The sequence below is a fragment of the Catenovulum adriaticum genome, assembly GCF_026725475.1.
Lineage (GTDB): Bacteria > Pseudomonadota > Gammaproteobacteria > Enterobacterales > Alteromonadaceae > Catenovulum > Catenovulum adriaticum.
Window position 1 is genome coordinate 972,334 of record NZ_CP109965.1, and the last position, 15,792, is coordinate 988,125.

Genomic DNA, 15,792 nt, shown 5'->3' on the forward strand with positions numbered 1-15,792 from the left:
GGATGTTAAAAGATATCCGTATGCATCTGGCTGAAGATGACGATAAGCAAGCGCAATTAGAAACACAATTATCAGAAAAAATACATAAAATACACAACCAAAATGCGACCGCTTTTGCGCAATTTATTCCGTCAATGCTAGCTGACGTTCAAAATGTAACGACTCAAAATATTTCTATTTTTAGTAATAAAAATGGTGAAGTTAATCTTGTCGATTACGGGGCGGGCAGAACTGTATATGGGTTAAATCCAAATAAAGAGATTAGCGCTCAGGTTAACGCTTTTTCTAAACATTGCCCTTATATATCAATAACACCAATCGCCAATACAAGCTCATTTGGTGAAACTAATCCACAAGAAAACCGATTAACTGAATTGAGCAGTTATCAGCAATACCAACAAAGTCCTCCTCTGCCTGAAAAAATGAATGCTTTGGTCGTTTTTGGAATAGGTTTAGGGTTACATATTCAACAACTGGTAGAACAGTATCAAATAAAACATCTCGTTATTTATGAACCAGAGCGCCAGTACTTTCAATGTTCAGCATTAGCAATTAACTGGCAAAAAATATTAAAAACCATGGAAGCGAAAGGCACATCGGTTTATTTTCAACTAGAGAAAGATGGACGAGATATTGTTAGTAATATTGAGGAGTTAGCCGAGCATTACCCGCTTGATGGTTTTTATTTTTACAAGCATTACAACCACCCCGTTTTTGATGCAATTGATAGCGCGTTAAAAAATAAAAATTGGTTATTACTAAAGCAGGAGGGGTTCAATTTTAACTATGCGCCTGATCCAAACCTTTATTTACCAATATGGACTCAAAGCATTGAATTAAATCAATATCATTCGGTTAATGATGAAAACAAATTATTTAACGATAATTTATCTGCATTTAAAAAATATTTTCCAGATATCTATCAAGAATTTTCAAACTACCAACCTAAACATTGGTTGCCAATCCAAGATCATAATGGGGAAATTAATTTAATTCAAAAAGCCTCATTAATCTCATTTTGTGGACCATCGCCTAAATCAGAGGCTCAAGCTAACTTTGAGCACTTCACCCAGTATCCAAATAAAGATGGTTTAGTGCTTGGTTATAGTGGAACCAAGCTTAAAAAATATTTGCACTATCAATTTGTTGAGCAAACCGAAAAATTGCTTAAAGATACTGATGACGATGCAGGCAATTTACCTGAAACGGTTAAATCGCTAATTATGTTTGGTATTGGTCTAGGTTATCAAATTGAAGCCTTATTTGAGCAATGTAATGTTGAAAAGTTGTTTTTGTGTGAACCTAATCGAGACTTTTTTTACGCCTCTTTATTTGCAATTGATTGGAATAAAATACTGAAAAAAGTGGACGAAACGGATTCACGAATATATATCAATATAGGCGATGATGGGTCACACTTATTTAGAGACTTGCTCTCTCAATTTTATTCTATTGGCCCCTATATTCTGGCGAGTACTTACTTTTATCAAGGCTATTACAATGCCAATTTAGTTCGAGCCATTGCTCAGCTGAGAGAGCAGCTTCAAATCGTTATTTCGATGGGAGAGTATTACGATCATGCCAGATATGGCATCGCTCATACCACAGAAACCATTGCCAGAGGTTATCCTTTATTAGAGGCTAAGCCCGAAAAAAAATTAACTAAGCAACAAAAAGAGGTGCCTGTTTTTATCGTCGGAAATGGGCCTTCTTTAGATAATGCGATAGAAACCCTAAAAGAATGGCGTGATCAAGCTATTGTTGTTTCTTGCGGTACCGCTTTAATGCCGCTTCATAAAAATGGCATTGTGCCTGACTTTCATGCAGAGATAGAACAAAACCGTTCTACCTTTGATTGGATATGTCGAGTTGGTGATTTTGATTATTTAAAGCAAATTAGTTTAATCTCTTGTAATGGTATTCATCCGGATACCTGTGATTTATTTAAAGATGTGTATATTGCATTTAAAGAAGGCGAATCTTCTACTATATCAGCGCTTAATATTTTAGGTCGAGAGCACTACGAAGAGCTGAAATTCGCTTTTCCGACGGTTTCAAATTTCGCCACTAATATATTTTCTAAAATTGGATTTAATCAGCTTTATTTGTTTGGTGTCGATTTAGGGTTTGCAGATCAAGAGAAGCATCACTCCAAGCAATCCGGTTACTATAATAAAGATGGCAAAGAAGCTTATAATTATCGTGAAAAAAATAATACCTCAATTGTTGTTCCAGGAAACTTTAGGTCTAGTGTCTTTACTAAGCATGAATTTAAAGTATCAAAAGAAATATTAGAGCAAACGCTTACCAGTCGAAAATTAGATTGTTTTAATACCAGTGATGGCGCCAAAATAGCCGGCACTATCCCACTAACCATAGACAATATTTTGTTAGTTAATTCACAAACTTCCAAGCAAGATTCACTTAACGCCCTGAAAACAATTGCATTTAGTCCAGCCAAGCAATTTGAGCAATACAAAAATAAATTTGACGCTAAATATCAGCAAAAAAACTTAGAGTTTGAGTTAAATGGCATGATAGAACTAGCTAAAAAACCATTAACGAGTTCAACCGATATTGATGAGTTGATAAACAAACAAAAAGAAATGTTATTTGCGTCCTATTCGCATGGTAAGTCTTTATTGTTTTATCTTTTGTATGGAACTGTGAATTATGCCAATACGGTATTTAGTAAATTAAATACCCGAATAAAAGTAAATGATAAGTCTGTGTGTCTAGCTCAGGAACAGTGGGTAGCTTTTTTGAAAACCTGTAACGATGAGCTGCATCTGACGTTAGACAATTTTGATACCTGCAGCGCTATGACGAATCATAGAGAAAGGTCATTTTTGTCGCGTTTAACTCCCAAAAAGTTGGTTATTTATCATTCTTACGGCAACGAAATTGACAGTAGTATTTCTGTTATTAAAGCCAGTTTAGTTAATACTCAAATTAATCAATATTCATCTGTGCATGAAAGATTTCCTTGCGTTATTGAAAGTAAAAGTTCAAAAAACAACCGTAAACTCTATTTTTCTGATGATTATTCGAAATTTAAACAAGCGCTTATAACTAAGAATTCAAATATTGCGCTGATATTTTATCCAAAAGTGATAAGCGATCTGTCCCAAAAAGAATTATTTTTTGCTGGTAAATATCCCCTTGTAGACTTCATAGGGATTGGTTTTTTTGCGTTGAGAGGTTTCGCAATGGCTGGTGAATTTGAATTTATTATTCCTAAACTCTCTTTTTTCGACACGGGTGATAGTCAAAATTCCAATTGCCATGAGTTTATGAAAAAGTGGATCCAATATTTACCTGAATTTTCTTCATATATTGATTTTCCAAATTTAATTGCTGTGCCGAAACGAGGAGCTAGTATTAGCAATTGCATAATGGATAATATCGGGGGCAGAGGCAGGTTACGCCAGGTTCGTACTTTGGAAACCGATCTTATTTTGAGAGTGTATCCGCAGGATATGAGAAGCCGTATTACAAAGCGTTTAGACTATATTAAAGATTAGTTTTTTACTGAGTAATTCGGCTTTAATTTTTTAGGAATAATTCTAGTGGGCAATAAAGAACAAGTTTATATATTTGGTGCGGGCTTGGCGGGCAAAGCAGCTTTGGCTCACCTTGATGATAAAGAGGTGTTGGGTTTTTTTGATAATAATCAATCTAAGGTGGGCACGTTTTTGTGCGGAAAGCCTATCAAGTGCCCAAGTTCTATACCTAGCTTGAACTTTGATTATATTTATATTGCTAGTGAGTTCTTTGAGCAAATTCAATATCAGTTATTGAATGAATATCATGTTTGCGCAAACAAAACTAGGGTAATGTCTGCCAGTGAAATTAAACCTTTCTATTTTGGAGTAAGTACCGAAGCAAGAGATATTTCAGAACAAATTTTAGGTTTGCTTTGTCAGATGCTTAAACAGATAAACGCTACTTTTTATGTGGATGCTGGGACTTTGTTAGGTGTTTATCGCGACAATGCCTTAATCCCTTGGGATGATGATTTAGATTTTGCGTTGCTAAGCTCAAGTTTGGATATAGTCTGTCAAGAGTTAGTTAATATTTTAAATGCTTTACAACAATTAACGGGGGTCGAGTGGAGCGCGAAAGAGCATTTTAGTGCTTGCAATTTTCGAACGGTTAAAAAGGGAACTATAAGATCAATTAAACTAAGACCTACAGGTAATAACGTCTATTTACCCTCTATCGATCTATTCGTTAAATATGTATCTGGAGATTTGATGGATTATGTGTTGGCATCCCGAGGGATTAGTATGCCAAGCCAGTATATTTACAATACTAAAACTTTTGACTTTAAGGGATATGGATTGATTATACCTAAAGATCCCGAAAGGTATTTAGAAGAGCATTATGGGAGCGGTTGGAGAGTACCTATCAAAAAATGGAATTTAAGTATGTTGAGCAATTCAGTATTATTTTGATTTGAATATTCAGTTTTTGAGGTGTCCCAGTGTATAAAAATATAGACTTTGTTATTTTGTGGGTAGATGGAAACTGTACCGCTCATAAGGCTAAACGAGAACGCTATTTAGCTGATTTTAAAATTGACGTTAAACATCAAGAACAATCCACGAGTTCATTAAGGTTTGTTCAGCATGATGAACTAAAGTTCTGCCTTCGCTCCATTAAACGCTTTGCGCCTTGGTATAATAAAATTTATTTGATAACGGATGAGCAGATACCTACTTTTCTTGACGCCAGCAAGTTGCATTTGGATAGAATAGAGATTATTGATCATAAAGAGTTATTTTCCGAAAGTCCACAATACTTACCCACATTTAATTCCCGTGTAATAACGACTCAGTTACATAAGCTTGCTAAATTGAGCGATTATTTTATTTATGGCAACGACGATTTTATACTCGGGTCAAAAATTGAACCGGATTTCTTTTTTGTTGATAATCAGCCAATGCTTTACGTTGAGGAACATGGCATGATGGAACAAGAGAGAGTCACTCTTCATCAACAGGGCGTAATAAATGGTGCTGAGATGATAGGCTATTCCAAAAGTAAGTTTTTTCCAATTAGCCATGGTTTTGTGCCTTTAGATAAAGCCAGAATAAAACATTTAGAACGTCAATTTCCTACGGAATTTCAGAATAACCTTAAGCATAAGTTTAGGCACGAAAGTCAGTTTTTACTCGAATCTTTGTATATTCATTATTGTATAAAAAATCAAGAAGGTATTTTAAAAAGCACAGAGCCTATGGTTCATTTTAGTTTTGAATTATGTCGTATTGGTCAACCAGAAAAAATTAAATTTCTTTTTAATTTAATTAAAAAAGGGCAGCGCAAAATGTTTTGCTTAAATGAATTCCAATCGTTGTGGCCAAGAATTCCGTTTGTCAAAGATTTCCTTGAAGATAACTGCGGTCCACCTATGATAAGTGAAACGCAATAACTAACAGATATACTCAGAAGTGATGCTACACATGAATAATAATACTTATAAAGGAACCGTCGACGCTTTAAATCATATAGAGTCTCAATTACCAGTGCATACCTTCCAAGTTGATGGCATAAAAGTTTGGCCGTATATACGTTTGTCAATAAAAAATAAGATAGATTCTTACTTTTTCATCCAAAAAAGACAGACAGTAAAAGCAAAAATTAAAAAGCCATCGGTGCTGTTTTTAAAACAATTGGGAAATACCGTATTAGCTTTTTGTTTGCTGTTATTTAAATTTCCGTGGTTAACATTTTATAAAAAGAGTTGTACTGATTTATTGGCAGTTTGCTTTAATAGTTCATATTTAGAGGTAGGCGACAAACGGATTAATAGGCATCTAGTTGGACTGCTCCCAGAGAACGGCAAGCAATCACTCATTAATTACAAAGTACTGGAACGTACGGAGCCACGAAAAAAAGTTAAGCAGAAAGGTGGAAATAACTTAAATATTACCTTACTTACCACTGCGATCAACGAGCTTTGCAAGCTACGTATATTATTTGATGAACTACTCAGTAAAAATCAAGACACCTTTGCATTTGTAGACGATATAAATCAGGAACTAGCTTATCTCAATATCCCCGTGAGACTTGAGTGCCATAAAGTCTACAATGAAATTAAAAGGGTTATTTTATTATCAAGTATTTTTGAGAAATATTTGGCTCGTAATAAAATTAAAAAGGTACTTATTATTTGCTACTACAGTTATATCGGCATGGCTGTAATGTTGGCTTGTCGGAAGAGCAATATTCGAGCAATTGAATATCAACATGGTGCACAAACTGAATATCACCCTATGTATACCAATTGGACGAATGTTCCTTCCGACGGATATGAAATGTTACCTGAACAGTTTTGGTTGTGGGGACGGGCGACCCAAGCCATTTTAAATCAGTGGACGGATAAGCAATCTTTCCACACCACTAAAGTTGTTGGAAATACATGGTTGCCTTATTTTAATCGTGCGCTTGATATTAATAAAATACAGAAAAAATCGCCATCTATTAGTGCTGATAAAAAAATTATATTGATTTCACTACAGGGTTTCCCAGGCCACTATAATAGTTTTGTGACACAAGTTATGGAAGGTGCGCCTGATAATTGGTATTGGATTATCAAAGAGCACCCTAGAGCTCCTCTGTCGGAAAAGCAGATTGAAGACGAGTTTGGAAATTTGAAAACGAATAATTGGCATATAGAAAGAAATTTATCAACTTACGAAATGATTAGCACATTACCAATTAGAGTGCATTTGACGGCATTCTCTACCGTTGCTTTTGAATGTGAATTTTATGGAATTCCAACTATTTTTTATCATAAAAATGGTTGGCTAGGATATGAAAATTTAATTAAATCTACGCCTCATTTGCTTTTCGCGTTCGACAAAAAAACCTTAACTTCTAACATTCAAAACGCTATGAAACTGGATGAAATTGAACCGGTTTTCATGGCCAAAGAAGTATCTTTTGTAGTGGAAATTGAAAATCAATTGAATTAACATTAAATACGCTAACTAATTGGAATTTTTAATGTAGAAAGCGAGCTCAGTTAGCGATTTAGGTTAATCTAGACAACAGAAGAATTTTAAATAAACCTCTCTTTATAGATAATTTTACAGTATTCAAAGTTATTAGTGATATAAAGAAGTAGAAATGGTTTATAGCCTCTTTGGTGAGTCGTGATGTTATAGCACCAATACCTCTTTTATTCGTCTATCTATCGATTTTTGAATAGCGCTGTTAAGAAATGCTGCATAGTTCAATCTCCGAGAAAGAGAGGTATTTTGAAAATATGAATATAACACAGATAGCCTTGCTCAGATAACCAGGAAATAGCTTCGAACCGTTATTTCACGGTTATATTTGTACCCGAATTAGTCGTTAAAATCCACGTTACAACTTTTAGGTACTAGGGAAGTAAGCGGGCTATATTATGATATCCATGGACCCCTAGTACAAAATGTGATTTTCTAGAATTCAATTGCTCTGAATATAACACTTATGGATAGAATCTTAAATTGAGTACAAAAACTTTTAATGACGTCCCTAGCATAGATTCTGGTAGCGTATTTATTACCTTCGGTGCTGCTAATTTTTAGCTTAGCTGAGCGGTAGAAAAACGGTAGGGAATAGTCTTTTGATTGGTGTTCATTACCCTAATTGCTAGTATTGTATTCTTTATACTTAAGAAATGGAGTTATAAGCCGATAATTTTATATAGAAGCCTATTAACTGTGTCTGAGATTTATAGAAGAACTTATTATGGTAAAGCATAGAAATTTATTGCCATTCGTTGTTGAGGTTAATGCAAAACTGTCTTCAGCTTTAAAAAAAATAGAACAAAATAAACATAAACTAGTTTTTGTTGTTGACGAAAAAAATGTGTTAGTAGGATGTATCGCAGATGGTGACTATCGTCGTTGGTCGCTAACGCAACCAAAAATCGACTTATCTGTACCTGTCAATCAGGTGATGAATTCGAATTGTATTTCATTTCTTATCGATACACCGACCTCTCAATTGGAGCGTTTTTTAGCCCACACAGCCAAAGTTTTACCACTTGTTGATCAAGTAGGGCATTTAGTCGAGATTTTGGAGTCCGGAGGGCGTTTTTTTGATGTAAATGGAAGGCGGATCTCTGAGGAAGACCCCTGTTTTATTATAGCCGAAGTCGGTAATAATCATCAGGGTGACCTTAAACTTGCAAAGCGCTTAATTGATTTAGCGAAAGAGACCGGCGCAGACTGCGTAAAATTTCAAATGCGTGACATGCAGAGTTTGTATGGAAATGAGAAACATGATGAGCAAGATTTAGGTGCCCAGTACACGCTAGATTTGCTAGAAAAATACCAATTATCTGATGATGAATTAATTGAAGTATTCGATTATGCAAAGTCAATAGGACTTTTGCCTTTATGTACACCTTGGGATATGGAGTCTCTAAACAAGTTAGAGCAATACGGCATGCCTGCCTATAAAGTTGCATCAGCGGATTTTACCAATTTTCAATTGTTAGAAGCCATTGCCAAAACAGGTAAACCTATGTTTTGTTCAACAGGTATGTCTTCAGAGGATGAGATTCTTAAGACGGTGAGTTTTTTAAAGCGTCAACAAGCACAGTATATTTTATTACACTGTAATTCAACGTATCCAACCCCCTTTAAAGATGTACATTTAAATTATTTAAATCGCCTCAAACCTTTATCTAATGGTGTCGTTGGATATTCTGGCCATGAAAGAGGTTTTTTTGTGCCAATTGCTGCAGTCGCAATGGGATGTAAAGTTATTGAGAAACATTTTACGACGGATAAATCGCTACAAGGTAATGACCATCAAGTCAGTTTGTTACCTGAAGAATTTTCAAAAATGGTTAAGGATATTCGTGATTTGGAGATTGCGATGGGACATAGTGAAGAAAGAACTGTGTCTCAAGGTGAGTTAATGAATCGAGAAGTTTTAGCTAAAAGTTTAGTGGCAACTCACCCAATTGAAAAAGGACAAATTATTAAACCTGAATTTGTGGCAGTTAAGAGTCCAGGAAAAGGGATTCAGCCAAATCGTATTAATGAATTAGTCGGCAAAACTGCATATAGAAGCATTAGGTTAGGAGAATGTTTTTTTGAAACGGATATTACAGGTGAAAACCACAAAAAAGAAAATTATCAATTTGATCGACCTTACGGAATCCCAGCCAGATATCATGACTTTACTAAACTAACTTCTGAAGTCGCGTTAGATTTTGTTGAATTTCATTTATCTTACCAAGATCTAGAGTTAGAGCTGTCTAATTATTTACCATATTGTGAGCATCAAAAATTTGCTGTGCACACACCCGAGTTATTTCAATTTGATCATTTATTAGATTTGGCATCGGATGATATGGCGTACAGAGGCCATTCAATTTATCAATTACAAAGAGTTATCGAGCATGTTAATAAGGTCAAGAAATTCTTCCCTAATAACTCAAAGCCAGTATTGGTATTAAATGCAGGAGGTTGGAGTAAACACGGTTTTTTATCTGAATGTGATAAACAAAGAAAGTATGGTTTGGTGGCAGATGCGTTAAAGCAAATTGATCATTCTAGTGTAACGATAGCAATTCAAACAATGCCTCCTTATCCTTGGCACTTTGGTGGTCAGAGTTATCACAATTTATTTGTGCTTGCTGATGAAATAAAGCAGTTCTGTATTGAAACGAATTTAAATATTTGTTTAGACATTTCGCATTCTATGATGGCCTGTAATTATAATGGTCACGATTTGAATGAATTTATTGCTAAAATCGCTGATAAAGTTGTTCATTTACATGTTTCTGATGCTTTAGGCGTTGATGGTGAAGGGATTCAAATCGGTGAGGGGGACGTTAATTTTTCCGAGTTGGCAGCTAGCTTTAATAGTATGCTACCAAATGTACAGTTTATCCCTGAAATTTGGCAAGGGCATAAAAACCACGGTGAAGGCTTTTGGCAAGCTCTGAGCTATTTAGAACAAAAATTTAATAACAGGCTTTGTAATGTTTAGTGAAATTAAACAAAAAATGTCAGGCCCTTGGTACACCATATTTACGCCTTTTGATAAAGACGAAAATATTGATTTTGAGGCACTGGAAAAGTATTTAACCTTTTTATATCAAAGAGGTGCTAGAAGATTTTATGCTATGGCATATAACTCTAGATATTCACAGTTGACACATGCAGAAATTTTATCGCTTAATGAATTTTGCATTAAAACACTCAAAAAATTAGATAAAGACAACATCGTTATTGTTGGTGACCCAATACATTGTTCGACAAAAGAAAGCTTGGAATTTACATTACATGCCAAAGAACATGGCGCGGATTTAATTTCATTAATTTTTAGGGAAAAACATTTTACAGATGATCAGGTTTTAGAGCATTTTGATTATATCGGCCAAAAATCCGATTTCCCTTTACTTGTTCATGAAATGCCATTTTTATCCGGTTTTGATGGTGTGCAAATGCATTGGCCTGTCTCATTGTTAGAGAATTTACCAAAAGTACCACATATTGCTGCGTTGAAAGAAGATGCAAAAGATTTTGATATTACATGCAAAGCGCTTTCCTTAGAGCCTAATATTAAAGTGATTATAGCGGGTGGAGGTAAAGCCGCGTTTCGTAATTACCGACCACATGGTGCGGATGCTTGGCTAAATGGTATCTCTATTATAGATGCTAAAATTGCGGAAGTATTTTGGAAAGCCTGTATAAACGGCGACGTTGCAACCCAAGATTTTATTATAAATGAATTAGAACAGCCTTTTTTTTCAGGCGTTGTTAAAAAATATGGTTGGCATCGCACAAATAAAGCATTGCTTCAAGCCGCTATATTAATGCACAGAAGAGATAGAATGCCACTTAAGCATTTATCAGATACAGAATTTCTAGAAGTTCAAAATATTTATAATGAAATAGAATATAAATGGAAAACTTGGGAGTCTAAGAAAGGATGAAAACAGTTGCAATTGTTCCTGCTCGTTCTGGTTCTAAACGTTTATCAAATAAAAATATAAAAATGCTTGCAGGTAAACCTTTAGTTGTTTGGACCCTTGAAGCATGTATAAATTCGAAATATGTAGATCAAGTTATTTTTTCAACTGATTCCGAAGATTATTGGCAGCTTGTTAGCCAATATATTAAATCAGACAAGTTGACGCTAAGTTTAAGAACAGCTGAAGAAGCAGGGGATAAAGTCAAAATTTTTGATTATATAAAATCAAATTTCCGAACTATTTTTCCGTTCGATACAACTCACTTTTTATTGGCATTACCGACTATGCCGCTAAGAGAGCATACGCATATCAATGAAGCAATTGAACTATCATTAGATAAAGATTTAGGTGTGTTTTCGGCTGTTGAATATGATGCTCCTATTTCTTTCGCTTTCTATCAATCTGATGATACACACTGGGAAGCTGCTTTTGAAAGTTGCCCTATGAATACTGGTAACACTAGAAGCCAAGATCAAAAGACAGCTTATCACCCTAATGGTGCTATTTATTACTTGCCACTATCGTCACTTGAAAATGAGCACTTAATGTCGTTCTATCAAGGAGCAACGCCATACATAATGGACAGAAAGCAATCTGTTGATATAGATACGGAAACAGACTTTAGAATGGCGGAAATTCTTTTAAATGAACTTAGTTAGTGCTTTTTTGAATAGGTATTTGTATTTAAGCGACAGGATAAAAGTATATGTATGATTGTGATAATGCGTTTGATTACGAAAATGGTTTTTATTTGACCTGTAATTCTCAACGTATCAGCAAGTTTATTTCACACTATGAACTATTCAAAAAAGCAATGAATTTGAGTGGTGACATCGCTGAGTTTGGTGTGTTTAAAGGCGCCTCTCTAAGCCGGTTTGCGTTACTTAGGGAACTGTTTATGGTACCTGCGAGCAAAAAAATTATTGGGTTTGATGTATTTGGTGAATTTCCTGAAACTCAGTTTGAAGCAGATCAAGCTCTTAGAGACCAATTTGTATCTAGTGCAGGCAGTTGTGGAATTAGCGATAAAGAATTAATGAGTTCTTTGTCTGCTCGAGGATTAGATAAAAATATTGAATTAGTGAAAGGGGATATCATAAAAACACTACCGGAATGGATACTTGCTAACCAACATGCACGTTTCAGTCTTGTTAATTTAGATACTGATATATACGAACCGGCAGTTTGTATTTTAGAGCATATTTGGCCAAAAATCGTAAAAGGTGGCGTACTAATATTGGACGATTATGGTGTTTTTCCTGGTGAAACCATCGCTGTAGATGAGTTTTTTGCGCACAATTCGGTCATTATCCAAAAAATGCCGCATGGAAAGTCACCTAGTTTTGTGATTAAGGAATCATAGTGGAATTTACAAAAAATATTGAAAAAACAAGAAACACTGAAGAACAATTAAATTTTTATGATCAATTTAATCGTTTTTTAAATGAATCACCTATCCCTTTACTTGATAAAATGCGTTCGCCTTCTGTGTATACAACAAGACAGGTCATTACCCGGTTTATTGAAAGGTACGAAATATATAATTTGGTTAAAACTGTACCAGGTAACATTTTAGAATGTGGTGTTGGTAGCGGATATGGGCTGATGACTTTTGCGCATTTATGTAGCATTTTTGAAGCCACCCATTATGTACGCAGAATAATCGGCTTTGATACCTTTGAAGGTTTTGTTGGTTTTGATGAAAAAGATTTCGGAAATAAAACGAAAGCAGAGCACATGAAAGTTGGTGGGCTCAAATTTGATACCTATGAAACATTGCAAGAATCTATTCGACTATATGATATGAATCGCCCGCTAGGACATATAAACAAAGTTGAATTAAGAAAAGGGGATATTTCTGAAACCTTGCCTCAATATTTAAAGGATGATCCTAGTATGGTGGTGAGTCTATTATATTTAGACATGGATTTATATAAGCCGACGTTAGATGCCATTAATTTAATCATTAAACGAATGCCTAAAGGTGCTGTAATTGTTTTTGATGAGCTTAATCATACAGACTATCCGGGTGAAACATTGGCGGTGATGGATTCGCTCGGTATTAATAATTTAAGATTACGTCGTTTTGAGTATTCTCCAATGTTGGCTTATGTCGTTATAGGAGAGTAAATGATGGATAGTCGATTTGAAGAAGATGGTTATGTTCGCTACCCTTCGGCTATTAATGCTGAATTAATGGATGATTATAAACTTGCAATTAAGAACTTGATATTAACCGCCTATGAGAGATTAGATTTTGACCAACAAAAAAAATTTGAACAAAAGTGTCACGATGAATCTCAATTATTTGATCAAGGAATGCTGGCATTATATGAACTAAACTCAAAGCTTTTTCAAATGGTGGTTGACGCGTCAAGTAATAATGTGTGTATGCATAGATTAATCAACTCAGAATCTGTACTTACTCATGCCGCTAATTTGATTGGTACAAAACAGTTGGGTGATTTAATTTTAACACAACCGAGATTAAGAGTTGATTTACCAGACGAATATGCCAGTAACAAAAAGAAAATCCACCTTGGCTTTCACCAAGAAAGTGGTTATTTTAAAATGAATGTGAGTCATTCTACCGGTATTGTGCTTTGGATTCCGATATTTGATTGTTCGCAAGCGGAAGGTGCTTTAAAAGTACTCCAGAGCTCTCACAAAAATGGTCAGGTTGAACATCAAACATGGTATGAAGATCCAGTTAACTTTAAACACAAACGGGCAAGTGTACCGACAGATATCACGGAACAATATACTGAAGAAACGCTAGAAGCTCAGAGCGGCGATATCGCATTTCAGAAATTTCATCTAATACACCGTTCTGGTGATAATATCTCTAATAAAGTTCGTTACACCATAGTTGCACGTTATTCCGATGGGCGAGCGGAAGATTTTAAACCTGTGAGTTGGACATAATTTGTGATTTAAGTGCAGAAACAATACGCATCATTGGGATTAATGTAATATGACATACGATCGTTCTATAAAACTGTTTGATGAAGCTCATGCGCCAGAAAAAATTGATAAAATTTTGGCCAGCCAATCAATTAATAAAGGCAAATTTTTGACATTGGCGCATGCACACTCTTACTTATGTCAGATGCAAGTTATTCACAATCTGAGGGGTGTTAAACGAGTATTAGAGGTTGGTCCAGGAGAAGCTTATTGTGCTAATAACCTCAGAAATTTAGGGTTATGTTACGACACCTTAGATTTTGAAACCACACATTCGCCCACATATGTCGCTGACTTTGCAACATATGAACCAAGTTTTGAGCATTCGCAACTTTATGATTTGACCTGTGCATTTCAGGTATTAGAGCATATGCCTTATGACATGTTCAAAAAAAACCTTTTAAAGTTAAAAGCAATGTCAAATAAATATGTTTTTATTAGTCTACCTTATTCTTGCCGAGGGTTTTCTGTAAATTTAAATATACAGAATGGTCAAAATAACAGGTGGTTACGAAAGTTCGATTTTTATCTAGGTACGAATTTACCCAATCGACGATACAGAACTGAATATATGGAAGAATTCCCATGGGCAGTTCACTATTGGGAGATTGGACGAAAAGGATTTAAGTTAAAGAAAGTATTAAATGACATAGAGTCAGTAGGGTTAACTGTCATCAAGCGGTTTCATTCTCAAAACCCGTATCATTATTTTATTTTGTGTGAGTTAGGTGAAAACATGGCTTAAGCTTGAAGTTCATTGATGATTAATTGACCTATGTTATTAATACGCTATACTTAGCAAACATATCTCGACTGAGGAGCTGTAGTCATGAATGTTAATAATGTATCGTCAAATAATGCTAATTTTTTAGATCAGATTAATAAAAAGCAGGATTCTGTTTTTGAGCAATTAGCGTCTGGTAAAAAAGTTAATCAGGCTTCTGATGGCGCGGCTGCGCAGCAAATTATTGACAGGCTGACGGCTGAATCAAATGCTTATCAGCAATCTTCGCGTAATGCTTATGATGGTATCTCTCTATCCCAAGTTGCTGATGGTGCTTTGCAAGGCATTAATCAAGATGCGCAGCGTATTCGCGAATTAACGCTTCAATCAGGTAGTGGTATTTTAACTGATGGTGATCGCAGTGCGATTCAATCTGAAATTTCGGGCTTACAACAAAATATTCAAGATACCATTAATAATACTGAATTTAATGGCCAGTCGTTGTTTACTCAAGGTAACGAATTTTCATTTCAGGTCGGCTCAGGGGCTGGGCAAACGGCATCGGTTAATACCTCAGATTTAGCTTCACAATTATCAGGCTTGCAAAATATTGATGTGACTAATGGTGATTTAACCAGCTCATTAGAATCGTTAGACAGTGCTTTATCATTTATTGGCGCAGAGCGTGGTGAGCTAGGGGCGCAGCAAAATGCGTTTGAATCTATTATCAATAATCTTTCTACCACTAATGAGAATGTGCAAGCAGCTCAAAGCCGTATTCAGGATACAGATTATGCACAAGCAGCATCTCAACAAGCGCAAAACGATGTGCTTAGCCAAAGCTCAAATGCCGTAGCTGTTCAAGCAAGGCAAAATGAGCAGTCGGTTTTGAATTTATTATCTTAGTTTAGTACGTAATCTAGGTAATCCAGCCCAATATTAAAGTGCACGCCATCAAGCGTGCGCTTTAATGCTAACCATTAATATTTTTGTATTAAAAATCAAATATAAATAAAGTAGCGCTCATATGTACAGCTAGCCTAGTAAATAAGAGCTGTGAATGATTTTTTGTCAAAACGCTGAGCTAATTATATTTTCGGATATCCAACTT

Annotated in this window: 12 protein-coding genes; all 12 read left to right on the plus strand. The window is 35.2% G+C overall.

All coding sequences use genetic code 11. The annotated features are described in order from the left end of the window. The first annotated feature begins 2 nt into the window (after nt 1-2). The 12 genes from OLW01_RS04370 (at nt 3) to OLW01_RS04425 (ending at nt 15,587) form a co-directional block, all read left to right on the plus strand. Nucleotides 3-3,524 carry a motility associated factor glycosyltransferase family protein gene (locus tag OLW01_RS04370; RefSeq protein ID WP_268075509.1) on the plus strand — a complete coding sequence of 1,174 codons (3,522 nt, stop codon included), beginning with the start codon at nt 3-5 and terminating at the stop codon, nt 3,522-3,524. Between the two features lie 45 nt (nt 3,525-3,569). Further along, nucleotides 3,570-4,457, plus strand: a complete 888-nt coding sequence (locus tag OLW01_RS04375) for a LicD family protein (protein WP_268075510.1) — start codon at nt 3,570-3,572, stop codon at nt 4,455-4,457. Between the two features lie 29 nt (nt 4,458-4,486). Beyond that, complete coding sequence (locus tag OLW01_RS04380) at nt 4,487-5,437, plus strand: hypothetical protein (RefSeq protein WP_268075511.1); 951 nt, start codon at nt 4,487-4,489, stop codon at nt 5,435-5,437. Nucleotides 5,438-5,468: 31 nt separating this feature from the next. After that, entirely contained in the window at nt 5,469-6,983 is a 1,515-nt protein-coding gene (locus OLW01_RS04385; protein WP_268075512.1) for a hypothetical protein, read from the plus strand. 763 nt (nt 6,984-7,746) lie between these two features. Then, complete coding sequence (locus OLW01_RS04390; RefSeq protein ID WP_268075513.1) at nt 7,747-10,005, plus strand: N-acetylneuraminate synthase family protein; 2,259 nt, start codon at nt 7,747-7,749, stop codon at nt 10,003-10,005. Then, entirely contained in the window at nt 9,998-10,954 is a 957-nt protein-coding gene (locus OLW01_RS04395) for a dihydrodipicolinate synthase family protein (RefSeq protein ID WP_268075514.1), read from the plus strand. The genes OLW01_RS04390 and OLW01_RS04395 overlap by 8 nt, the downstream gene beginning before the upstream one ends. After that, a complete protein-coding gene (locus OLW01_RS04400) occupies nt 10,951-11,652 on the plus strand; it encodes an acylneuraminate cytidylyltransferase family protein (protein ID WP_268075515.1) in 702 nt (233 codons plus the stop codon). The genes OLW01_RS04395 and OLW01_RS04400 overlap by 4 nt, the downstream gene beginning before the upstream one ends. Before the next feature lie 47 nt (nt 11,653-11,699). Next, nucleotides 11,700-12,356, plus strand: coding sequence for a TylF/MycF/NovP-related O-methyltransferase (locus tag OLW01_RS04405; RefSeq protein WP_268075516.1), 657 nt, complete (start codon nt 11,700-11,702; stop codon nt 12,354-12,356). Continuing rightward, entirely contained in the window at nt 12,356-13,123 is a 768-nt protein-coding gene (locus OLW01_RS04410; protein ID WP_268075517.1) for a TylF/MycF/NovP-related O-methyltransferase, read from the plus strand. Before OLW01_RS04405 ends, OLW01_RS04410 begins: the two co-directional genes overlap by 1 nt. Next, nucleotides 13,124-13,918 carry a phytanoyl-CoA dioxygenase family protein gene (locus tag OLW01_RS04415; RefSeq protein WP_268075518.1) on the plus strand — a complete coding sequence of 265 codons (795 nt, stop codon included), beginning with the start codon at nt 13,124-13,126 and terminating at the stop codon, nt 13,916-13,918. 49 nt (nt 13,919-13,967) lie between these two features. Beyond that, nucleotides 13,968-14,702, plus strand: a complete 735-nt coding sequence (locus OLW01_RS04420; RefSeq protein ID WP_268075519.1) for a hypothetical protein — start codon at nt 13,968-13,970, stop codon at nt 14,700-14,702. Between the two features lie 84 nt (nt 14,703-14,786). Next, on the plus strand, nt 14,787-15,587 hold the full coding sequence (locus OLW01_RS04425) for a flagellin (RefSeq protein ID WP_268075520.1): 801 nt from the start codon (nt 14,787-14,789) through the stop codon (nt 15,585-15,587). Nucleotides 15,588-15,792 lie beyond the last annotated feature (205 nt).

What these genes read in the sequence shown, in the direction of transcription:
- OLW01_RS04395 (WP_268075514.1), top strand. Translation starts at nt 9,998, where the DNA reads ATGTTTAGTGAAATTAAACAAAAAATGTCAGGCCCTTGGTACACCATA.
- OLW01_RS04370 (WP_268075509.1), top strand. Translation starts at nt 3, where the DNA reads ATGTTAAAAGATATCCGTATGCATCTGGCTGAAGATGACGATAAGCAA.
- OLW01_RS04415 (WP_268075518.1), top strand. Translation starts at nt 13,124, where the DNA reads ATGATGGATAGTCGATTTGAAGAAGATGGTTATGTTCGCTACCCTTCG.
- OLW01_RS04385 (WP_268075512.1), top strand. Translation starts at nt 5,469, where the DNA reads ATGAATAATAATACTTATAAAGGAACCGTCGACGCTTTAAATCATATA.
- OLW01_RS04400 (WP_268075515.1), top strand. Translation starts at nt 10,951, where the DNA reads ATGAAAACAGTTGCAATTGTTCCTGCTCGTTCTGGTTCTAAACGTTTA.
- OLW01_RS04425 (WP_268075520.1), top strand. Translation starts at nt 14,787, where the DNA reads ATGAATGTTAATAATGTATCGTCAAATAATGCTAATTTTTTAGATCAG.
- OLW01_RS04420 (WP_268075519.1), top strand. Translation starts at nt 13,968, where the DNA reads ATGACATACGATCGTTCTATAAAACTGTTTGATGAAGCTCATGCGCCA.
- OLW01_RS04405 (WP_268075516.1), top strand. Translation starts at nt 11,700, where the DNA reads ATGTATGATTGTGATAATGCGTTTGATTACGAAAATGGTTTTTATTTG.
- OLW01_RS04390 (WP_268075513.1), top strand. Translation starts at nt 7,747, where the DNA reads ATGGTAAAGCATAGAAATTTATTGCCATTCGTTGTTGAGGTTAATGCA.